Consider the following 9,120-nt stretch of genomic DNA (forward strand, 5'->3'; position numbering starts at 1 on the left):
ACGCATCCCCGAGTTCAAGGCCTGCGCGGTCCGCATCGAGAAAGCCGATGCGCCTCCCAGTCACTGAATTCCGCATCTCTATCCACCCCCTCTGTGACCTTCGGGATAAACAAGACATGATGGATTCCACGCCCCGTTTCCTGAATGGCGTCTTCGACTTCGAGGGGCGCGGCCTCGGCCGTCCGGCCGAGCTTGACCCTGCGCTGGCCTACACCGTCCCCTCCGACAAGCGCACCCAACTGATCTACCTACGCGCCGGCAATTCGCTGGATGAACTGGTCTATCTGGTCCTGACCAAGAACGGCGCCCCCATGCGCTACTTCCCGATCGGGGCCAAAGCCTGCACCCACGTTCCGCTCGCCGTGGTCGAGGACCTGTTTCCGGACACCAAGCTGGAGATCTTCTTCGCCGCCCCGGAAGGCTCGGCCGGAACGGTCGTGCTCGACATCGGCCTGATGGAAATCTGACGCCTTCAGGTCTTCAAGCCCCTTTCCTGCCATCTTCTCTGGAGTAAGCCATGGGCAAGCGGAAATTGGTCGTGATCGGCAACGGCATGGCGGGCGCCCGAGCCGTGGAGGAAGTGCTCGCCCGGGGCGGCGCCGACATGTTCGACATCACGATGTTCGGCGACGAACGCTACGGCAACTACAACCGCATCCTGCTGTCCAACGTCCTCAATGGCAGCCAGGACCCCGGCGAGATCGTGATGAACCCGCTGGACTGGTATGCCGAGAACGGCATCACCCTGCACAGCGGAGCGCCGGTCACCGACATCGACCGCGCCGCCAAGACGGTGCGCTCCGCCGCCGGCGTCCATGTCCCTTACGATTACCTGCTGATCGCGACGGGCAGCCGCGCCTTCATCCCGCCGGTCGAGGGCATGACGGGACCCGGCGGCAAGCTGCGTGACGGCGTCTTCGCCTTCCGCACGCTGGACGACTGCGACGGCATCATCGCCCATGCGAAGAAGAGCACGCAAGCCGCCGTGATCGGCGGCGGCCTGCTGGGGCTGGAAGCGGCGCGCGGCCTGATCAACCATGGCTGCGCCGTCCACGTCATCCATATCGGCAACCACCTGATGGAACAGCAGTTGGACGGCCCGGCCGGCGCCATGCTGAGGGCGTCGATGGAAGCGATGGGCGTCACGGTCCATCTGAAGAAAGCGACATCAGCCGTTACCCATGACGGGGAGAAGATCACCGGCCTTACCTTCAAGGACGGCACTACCCTGGACTGCGACATGGTCGTCGTCTCCGCCGGCATCCGGCCCAATGCCGAGATCGGCATGCGCGCGGGACTGACGGTGGAGCGCGCCATCGTCGTGGACGACAAGATGCGCTCGGTCGATGACAGCACCGTCTACGTCGTCGGCGAATGCGCCCAGCACCGGGGGCGGGTCTACGGGCTGGTGGCGCCGCTGTGGGATCAGGCGAAGGTCTTCGCCGAGAACATCACCGGGCGCAACCGGGACGCCGCGTATCACGGCTCCAAGCTGGCGACCAAGCTCAAGGTGATGGGCGTCGAGGTCGCGGCCATGGGCATCACCGAACCGGCGGAGGAGCGCGACGAGGTCGTCCAGTTCACCGAGCCGAAACGCGGCACCTACAAGAAGCTGATCGTCCGCGACGGCAGGCTGGTCGGCGGCATCCTGATGGGCGATATCAGCAAGGCCGCCTATCTGATGCAGGCGTTCGACCGCGACACTCCCCTGCCGGAAGAGCGGCTGTCGCTGCTGTTCGACATCGGCGCTCCGGCGGAAAAGGTCACGCTGGACGAGATGCCGGACGAGGCCCAGGTCTGCAACTGCAACGGCGTCACCAAGGGCGCCATCGGCGCCTGCGTTTCCGGCGGGATGAAGAGCGCTTCGGCTGTCATGAAGGCGACGCGCGGCGGCATGGGCTGCGGCTCGTGCAAGGGCCTTATCAATGAACTGGTCGAGTTCTACGCCGGCGGCGAGGTCGAGGAAGACCCGTCGATCCACTATTACGTTCCCGGCGTTCCCCTGCCGACGGACGAGCTGATCGACGCCATCAAGGCCAATGGCCTGAAGTCGGTATCGTCGGTCTTCAAGGTGCTGGCCGGCGGCAAGGAAGACCCCGGCAGCAAGCCCGGTCTTGCCGTGCTGCTGTCGATGATCTGGAAGGGCGAGTACGAGGACGAGCGCGACGCCAGGTTCATCAATGACCGGATGCACGGAAACATCCAGAAGGACGGCACCTTCTCGGTCATCCCGGAGATGCCGGGCGGCGTCTGCACCCCGGACGAACTGAAGCGGATCGCCGACGTGGCGGTCAAGTACAACGTGCCGCTGGTCAAGCTGACCGGCGGGCAGCGGATCGATCTAGTCGGCGTCCCGCGCGACGACCTGCCGGGCGTCTGGCGCGATCTCGGCATGCCGGCGGGGCACGCCTGGGGCAAGAGCTACCGGACCTGCAAGTCGTGCATCGGCACCGATTACTGCCGCTTCGGCCTGGGCGACAGCATGGCGCTGGCGACCAGGATCGAGAACCGCTTCCGGGGCATCGACAGCCCTGGAAAACTGAAGCTGGCGACGGCGGGGTGCCCGCGCAACTGTTCCGAAGCCTACGTCAAGGATATCGGCGCGGTCGCCATCGGCGACGGCAAGTGGGAGATCTATGTCGGCGGTGCGGCGGGGGCGCATATCCGCAAGGGCGACCTGCTCTGCGTGGTCGGCAGCCACGACGAGGCGCTGAGCGTGATGGGACGCTTCATCCAGTACTACCGCGAGACCGCGAAGTGGAAGGAGCGAACCTACGCTTATGTCGAGCGCGTCGGCATGGCGAAGCTGAAGTCCATCGTGGTCGATGACAGCGAAGGCATCTGCGCCCGGCTGGACCAGTCGATCCAGGAATCGATCGACGCCTATGTCGATCCCTGGCTGGAACGCGACGCGCCCGCGACCAGCCACCAGTTCTCATCCCTGATACCCGTGCCCTAGTACCTGTGGAGGGTTGAATAATGGCCGAACGCTATTCCCTGGGACCGCTCCACCTTCTCCCGGCGGGAGAAGGCCGGAACTTCAAACTGGGCGACCGCAAGGTCGCCGTTTTCCGCACCCGCGACGGCGGCGTCTTCGCCACCCAGGCCAGTTGCCCGCACCGGGCGGGGCCGCTGGCCGACGGATTGCTGGGCGGGCATGCGCTGGTGTGCCCGCTGCACGACTGGCTGTTCGACCTGAAGACGGGATCGTCGCTGAACGGCAACTGCAGCATCAAGATCTACAGCGCCAGCGTCGAGCCGGACGGCACCGTCATGGTCGAGGTCGATGACGGGGAAGAGGTGACGGCGATGCCGGATGCCGGGACGATGGTCAGCGATATCGGGACGGGGACCTCGCCGCCGGCTTAAGGGGAGTTGATGCTTTGCGCCCCTCACCCTAGCCCTCTCCCTCAGGGCAAGGGAATCTTTCCCCTAAGGAACGCCACCACACTGGGGCCTGTCCTCTCTCCCTGAGGGAGAGGGTTAGGGTGAGGGTGAGGGTGAGGGGACAAAGCGTCACTCCCCTCACCACTCATTCAATCACCATCCCTCAGTGCGTCAGCTCGTGCATGTACCCAAGCTTCGCGATCACCGCCGGCGACAGGATGAACGGGTAGAAGTCGGGCTGGCCCATGCTGCGGTTCAGGGCGTTGACCGCGTAAGTCAGCGGCAGCCAGTTATCGATCAGTTCGTCGATGTTCTTGGCCTTGTGCGGATCGAAATCCACCTGCGCCTCCAGCTCGTGGCCGATCTTGATCCGGGGCCTGACCTTGATGCCGAAGGAGCGGGCGGTTTCCAGCGTATCGACGATGTGAAGGTAATGCGCCCAGGTCTCCGCGAAGTCTTCCCACGGATGGGCGGTGGCGTAGGTGCTGACGAAGTTGTTCTGCCAGTCGGGCGGGGCGCCGGTGCTGTAATGGCGCTGGAGCGCCTGCCCGTAGTCTTCCCGCTCGTCGCCGAAGACGGCGCGGCACTTTTCCAAAGCTTCCTCGCCGCAGTCGCGGACGATCTTGTCCCAGAAGTAATGGCCGACCTCGTGGCGGAAGTGGCCCAGCAGCGTCCGGTACGGCTCGCCCATCTGGGTGCGCCGCTTCTCGCGCTCGGCATCGTCCGCTTCGGCGACGTTGATCGTGATCAGGCCTTCGTCGTGGCCGGTCAGCACGGCGGTCACGTTGCCGTTGGCGTCGACCTGATCGGACAGGAAATCGAAGGCCAGCCCACCCTGCGGATCGTCGATCCGGTTCTTCAGCGGCAGCTTCAGCTTGATCATCGTATAGAACAGATGATGCTTGGCCATCTCCAGCTTGCGGTACCGCGCCATGTTCTCAGCGTCGGACAGGTCTGGGATGGTCCGGTTATGGCGGCAGGCGGCGCAGTGCGTTTCGGTATGGTCGGCCGGGATCAGCCAGTTGCAGGCGTCCAGCTCGGCGTTCTGGCAGAACCGGTAGAGCTGGCCGGACGAGGCCAGCGCCCGCCACTGGTCGCCTTCCGGCTCCAGCGCCGACACCGTGTTCATGTCCGGGATGTAGCCCAACCGGTGCCCGCAGCTTTCGCAGACCGTGTTCTCGAAGTAGAGCGGCTGACCGCAGCTCTGGCATTCAAACAGCTTCATAGCACTCTAGCCTTGCCTGATTTCGATCGCGGCTGGCTGGCAGCACCATGGATTGCGGCTCTCGCCTCCGCGAACAGTTGCCGAGCAACACGCCATCGGTGCGGCGTGTTCCAGCGTTGACAAATGAAATTCAAGCAACAGGAATGCGCCGACTGCAATACTGCTCAATAAAGGTTTAGGGCAGATCGATAGGCTGTTCCGAATTGAACAAGGTATTGCACATTAATTATGCCGATGATTGTCCGGTACCGGGACTCGTTATAGTAAGTGCGAAATTTTCGATCATGATCAGCGCAACCCGAACACTAGGAGCCGGCAACCAGCGTTCCAGGATATCGCCGGCCGCCTTCAGCCGGCGCTCCGCTGCACTGGCGACCGCGTCGAGGATCGCCCGTTCGTCCGCTGACAGCAGCGGGCAGGCGGTGCATCGGATACCGAGTGGTGTTCGGGCCGTAGCATTGACCAAATCCATCAACGCACCGAGCTGGGATGCGGCGCCGGTCATGCCGTTGTTGGCGTAGACCTCCCGCAGCAGGTCGCCGCAGGGTTTGCTTTGCCGTTTGCAGGCGGTCCAATAGCGCAGGCTCCAGAGAACAAGACGCTCCGACGGCTTCAGGTCGTGGATGCTCCAGGCGGCCGGCGCTGCGGCGGCGCAGGTCTTCATGATGACGATGCTCTTCCTAGCTGGCGGTGCCGGCGGCGGGAGTGATCAGCGGGCGGTCCAGATCGTCCCGCCGCGATACCAGCACCGGATGGTCGAAGGTCTCCGTCAGACGGTCCGGGGTCATGACGCTCCAGGGATCGCCGGACGCCAGGATGCGGCCTTCGTGGAGCAGGACGACGGTGTCGGCATGGATGGCGGCAAGATTGGCGTCGTGCAGAACGGCCAGGACGCCCCAGCCCTTGCAGGCCAAACTGCCGGCCAGACCGAGCAGCCGGGCCTGATGGCGGATATCCAGGCTGGAAGTCGGCTCGTCGAGGATCAGGTACCGGGTTCCGGATTGCCCGCCGTCTTCCAGCTGGGCGAGGACGCGGGCGAACTGGACGCGCTGGCGCTCGCCGCCCGACAAGGTCGGGTAAGCGCGTCCGGCCAGATGCCAGACGTCGGCCGCCTTCAGCGACGCCTCGGCGGCGGCCATGTCCGCGGCCCTGGTGGAACGTGCCCGGTGCGGCGCCCGTCCCAGCATGACCACCTCCTCGACGCTCAGCGGAAACGTCAGCGATACCGACTGCGACAGCACGGCGCGGCGCCGGGCGAGGTCCCGCCGGTCCCAGCGCTTCAGGTCGCGTCCGTCCAGGGTGACCTTCCCGAAGTCGGGCGCCGCTTCACCCGACAGCAGCCGGACCAGGGAGGATTTTCCGGCCCCGTTCGGTCCCAGCACGGCGGTCAGCGTGCCGGGACGGATCGAGGTGGACACCTCGTCGACGACGAACCTTCCGCCCCGGCGCAGACTGACGCCTTCGGCCTCGATCATGGCGGGAAGCTCCGCCGCCGGCGGATCAGCAGCCACAGGAAGAACGGACCGCCGAGCAGGGCGGTGACCAGTCCGATCGGCAGTTCCGCCGGAATGACGACGGTGCGGGCCAGCATATCCGCGCACAGCATCAGCGTGCCGCCCAGCAGTGCGGAAGCCGGCAGCAGCAGCCGGTGGCCGGCGCCCGCCACCAACCGGACCAGATGCGGCACGACAAGGCCGACGAAGCCGATCACGCCGGCCGCCGCCACGCCCGCCCCGACGGCGGCAGCGGTGGCGATGACGATGCGGCGCTTGGCGGGTTCGACGTCGAAGCCCAGCAGGCCGGCCTCCCGTTCGCCCAGCAGCAGGGCGTCGAGCACGCCGGCCCAGCGGCTGGCCGCGAAGACGGCGCCGGCGGCGAAAGGCGCCAGACCGAGCACCGTCGTCCAGGTGGCCCCGCCCAGCGATCCCATCGACCAGAACGTGATGTCCCGCAACTGCCGGTCGTCGCTGCCGAAGATCAGGAAGCCGGTCACGGCCCCCGCGACGGCGTTGATCGCAATGCCGGCCAGCAGCAGGGTCGAGACATCGGTCCTGCCATCGTCGCTGGCGATGCGCTGGATCATCAGCGTGGTGCAAAGGCTGCCGGCGAAGGCGGCCAGCGGCAGTGCGAACGGGCCGACGGTTCCGGCCAGCAAGGCAGGGACACCCAGGACGATTACCGCCACGGCTGCCATGGCTCCTCCCGCCGACACCCCGATCAGGCCAGGATCGGCCAGCGGGTTGCGGAACAAGCCCTGCATCAGCGCTCCGCTGACGGCCAGCGCCGCACCCAGCCCGAAACCCAGCAGCGTTCGCGGCAGCCGGAGATGCAGCACGATCGCCGCGTCTCGCGGACTGGCGTCCGCCGTGTGAAGCAGCGTCCGCAACACGGTCCCCGGCGATATCGCCGAGGCGCCGACGCCGAGGCTGGCGATGACGGCGACCGCGGCCAGCACGGACAGCAACGCCAGGACGCCGGCGTGCCGGGAGCGCCCTGTCCATGCGGAGTTGGGCATCGGCAGCGAGGTCATGACCGTCCGCCCGGCCTGGGGGCGGCATCGTTCGCCAGATCCTGATCCAGTTCGGGATGCAGCGCCCGCGCAAGGTCGGCCACCGCATCGGGCAGGCGCGGACCGAAGCCCAGCAGGTACAGGGTATCCATGGCGACCAGCCGGCCGTTCAAGGCCGCCGGGGTGCCGGCGAATTGGGGCAATGCCAGGACGGCGTCGCGTCCGCCCGCTGCATCCACCGCTTCGGCCGGAAGCAGCAGGACATCGGGCGCCGCATCCAGGATCGCTTCGCCCGAAGCCGGTTTGTAGCCATCGTAGCCGTCGATGGCATTGATGCCTCCCGCCAGCCGGATCACCACATCGGCCGCCGTGTTCCGGCCGGCCGCGACCGGCGCGCCGCGGCCCAGCCCCATCAGGAACAGGACCCTGGGGCGTCCGGCGGCCTTTTCTACGACGCGGCTGACGGAGGCGAGACGGTCGGTGGTTTCCCTCGCCATGGTTTCAGCCTCGCCTTGCCTGCCGAGGGCGGCGCCGACCGCCCTGATCTTGTCGGCGACCCCGTCCGGTGTCGGACGGTCCGGGATAAGCTTCAGCGGTATCCCAAGCCCGCGCATCTGCTCGATGGCGGCGGGCGGCCCGGCACTGTCGCTCAGCAGGACAAGGTCGGGGTGAAGGGCCGCGACACCTTCGGCGGACAGGGCGCGCATGTAGCCGACCTGGGGCAGGGCGCGCATTTCCGGCGGATGAAGGCTGGTGCTGTCCACGGCGACCAGCCTGTCGCCCAGCCCCAGTCCGCTGACGATCTCGGTGACCGCTCCGCCGACCGAAACGATACGTCCGGCGGCTTGGGGGGAAGTCTGCGCCGACGCCGGCGGCGCCAGGAGCAGGAGCGCTGCCAGCAAAGTCATGAACTTCATCATGATCGACCCTCTTGCAACGGCCTCGGCCGTGCCGCTCTCACGGTCAGGCCCTCGACTGTATTGATAGTGAGAATCGTTCTCACTTACAAGGTGGCTGATGCTTGGGCGTCGAGTTCGGAAAGGGTAATTCGTTCCGGCGGGTGGCGGCGAATTGCGGACTTCGGCCTTCCGGTCAACCGGACACGATCGGCGGGCACAGTGCGGAATTCCGGAACGGTGCTGGCGGGCCCAGCCAAGTGCCTCCGGCATAGGTGTTTTGCGTCAATCGCTTAGCGCAATCGACCCTTCATATCTGAGGCTGCATCAATGTGGCACGGAACCTGCTGACAGAGGCGCCAGACCGATCGTTAAGCAAGAAGCCTCAGTGAGGGAGAAACCACCATGCAGGCCACCGTAAGCGCGGCCGGGGCCGCGCCAGCTTCTCACAAGAAGTTCTATCACCATCTCTATTTCCAGGTATTGGTCGCCATCGTCCTTGGCGTGCTGCTGGGGTATTTCTACCCGCAGCTCGGCGAAAGCATGAAGTGGCTGGGCGACCTGTTCATCAAGCTGATCAAGATGCTGATCGCCCCGATCATCTTCTGCACCGTCGTCCATGGCATCGCCAGCATGGAGGACATGAAGAAGGTCGGCCGGGTCGGCGTCAAGGCGCTGATCTACTTCGAGATCATGACGACCCTGGCCCTGATCATCGGCCTCGTCGTCGTCAACCTGTGGCAGCCCGGCGCCGGCATGAACGTCGACGTCGCCTCGCTCGACACCAAGTCGATCGCCGCCTACACGTCGAAGGCGGCCGAGCAGGGCACCATCGCCTATATCATGCACATCGTGCCGAGCACGGTGGTCGGCGCCTTCGCCGAGGGCGAGATCCTTCAGGTGCTGTTCATAGCGCTGCTGTTCGGCTTCGCGCTGTTCAGCCTGGGCGAGCGCGGCAAGCCGCTGCTGGGCATCATCGACCAGAGTGCCCACGTCTTCTTCAAGATCGTCGGCATCGTGATGAAGGTCGCCCCGATCGGCGCCTTCGGCGCGATGGCCTTCACCATCGGCAAGTACGGCGTCGGCTCGCTGCTGTCGCTGGG

General features: G+C 65.9%; 9 protein-coding genes. 4 read left to right on the top strand and 5 right to left on the bottom strand.

Annotation, left to right across the window (positions count from 1 at the left end):
* Positions 1-116 precede the first annotated feature (116 nt).
* The 3 genes from AC5JJ6_RS28900 to AC5JJ6_RS28910 are packed head-to-tail and all read left to right on the top strand — an operon-like array spanning position 117 to position 3,369.
* Positions 117-467, top strand: a complete 351-nt coding sequence (locus AC5JJ6_RS28900; protein WP_496045372.1) for a hypothetical protein — start codon at positions 117-119, stop codon at positions 465-467.
* A 50-nt stretch (positions 468-517) separates the two neighbouring features.
* On the top strand, positions 518-2,959 hold the full coding sequence (gene nirB, locus AC5JJ6_RS28905; RefSeq protein ID WP_496045373.1) for a nitrite reductase large subunit NirB: 2,442 nt from the start codon (positions 518-520) through the stop codon (positions 2,957-2,959).
* Positions 2,960-2,979: 20 nt separating this feature from the next.
* Positions 2,980-3,369 (top strand): Rieske (2Fe-2S) protein, encoded by a 390-nt coding sequence (locus AC5JJ6_RS28910; RefSeq protein ID WP_496045374.1) that lies wholly within the window; start codon positions 2,980-2,982, stop codon positions 3,367-3,369.
* A gap of 181 nt (positions 3,370-3,550) precedes the next feature.
* On the opposite strand, the gene AC5JJ6_RS28915 is transcribed toward AC5JJ6_RS28910, so the two are convergent.
* From AC5JJ6_RS28915 to AC5JJ6_RS28935, 5 genes are all read right to left on the bottom strand, one after another.
* A complete protein-coding gene (locus AC5JJ6_RS28915) occupies positions 3,551-4,612 on the bottom strand; it encodes a zinc-binding metallopeptidase family protein (protein WP_496045375.1) in 1,062 nt (353 codons plus the stop codon).
* A 226-nt stretch (positions 4,613-4,838) separates the two neighbouring features.
* Complete coding sequence (locus tag AC5JJ6_RS28920; protein WP_496045376.1) at positions 4,839-5,276, bottom strand: hypothetical protein; 438 nt, start codon at positions 5,274-5,276, stop codon at positions 4,839-4,841.
* A 16-nt stretch (positions 5,277-5,292) separates the two neighbouring features.
* Entirely contained in the window at positions 5,293-6,087 is a 795-nt protein-coding gene (locus AC5JJ6_RS28925; protein WP_496045377.1) for a heme ABC transporter ATP-binding protein, read from the bottom strand.
* Entirely contained in the window at positions 6,084-7,142 is a 1,059-nt protein-coding gene (locus AC5JJ6_RS28930; RefSeq protein ID WP_496045378.1) for a FecCD family ABC transporter permease, read from the bottom strand. The genes AC5JJ6_RS28925 and AC5JJ6_RS28930 overlap by 4 nt, the downstream gene beginning before the upstream one ends.
* Positions 7,139-8,041 carry a heme/hemin ABC transporter substrate-binding protein gene (locus AC5JJ6_RS28935; RefSeq protein ID WP_496045379.1) on the bottom strand — a complete coding sequence of 301 codons (903 nt, stop codon included), beginning with the start codon at positions 8,039-8,041 and terminating at the stop codon, positions 7,139-7,141. The genes AC5JJ6_RS28930 and AC5JJ6_RS28935 overlap by 4 nt, the downstream gene beginning before the upstream one ends.
* 381 nt (positions 8,042-8,422) lie before the next feature.
* On the opposite strand from AC5JJ6_RS28935, the gene AC5JJ6_RS28940 reads away from it, so the two are divergent.
* On the top strand, positions 8,423-9,120 hold a 698-nt coding region (locus AC5JJ6_RS28940; protein WP_496045380.1), incomplete at its 3' end, for a cation:dicarboxylate symporter family transporter.

The sequence above is a fragment of the Skermanella sp. genome (genome assembly GCF_059503625.1).

Coding starts and splice junctions, on each gene's coding strand:
- AC5JJ6_RS28915 (WP_496045375.1), bottom strand. CDS start 4,612: ATGAAGCTGTTTGAATGCCAGAGCTGCGGTCAGCCGCTCTACTTCGAG.
- AC5JJ6_RS28900 (WP_496045372.1), top strand. CDS start 117: ATGATGGATTCCACGCCCCGTTTCCTGAATGGCGTCTTCGACTTCGAG.
- AC5JJ6_RS28920 (WP_496045376.1), bottom strand. CDS start 5,276: ATGAAGACCTGCGCCGCCGCAGCGCCGGCCGCCTGGAGCATCCACGAC.
- AC5JJ6_RS28930 (WP_496045378.1), bottom strand. CDS start 7,142: ATGACCTCGCTGCCGATGCCCAACTCCGCATGGACAGGGCGCTCCCGG.
- AC5JJ6_RS28910 (WP_496045374.1), top strand. CDS start 2,980: ATGGCCGAACGCTATTCCCTGGGACCGCTCCACCTTCTCCCGGCGGGA.
- AC5JJ6_RS28935 (WP_496045379.1), bottom strand. CDS start 8,041: ATGATGAAGTTCATGACTTTGCTGGCAGCGCTCCTGCTCCTGGCGCCG.
- nirB (WP_496045373.1), top strand. CDS start 518: ATGGGCAAGCGGAAATTGGTCGTGATCGGCAACGGCATGGCGGGCGCC.
- AC5JJ6_RS28925 (WP_496045377.1), bottom strand. CDS start 6,087: ATGATCGAGGCCGAAGGCGTCAGTCTGCGCCGGGGCGGAAGGTTCGTC.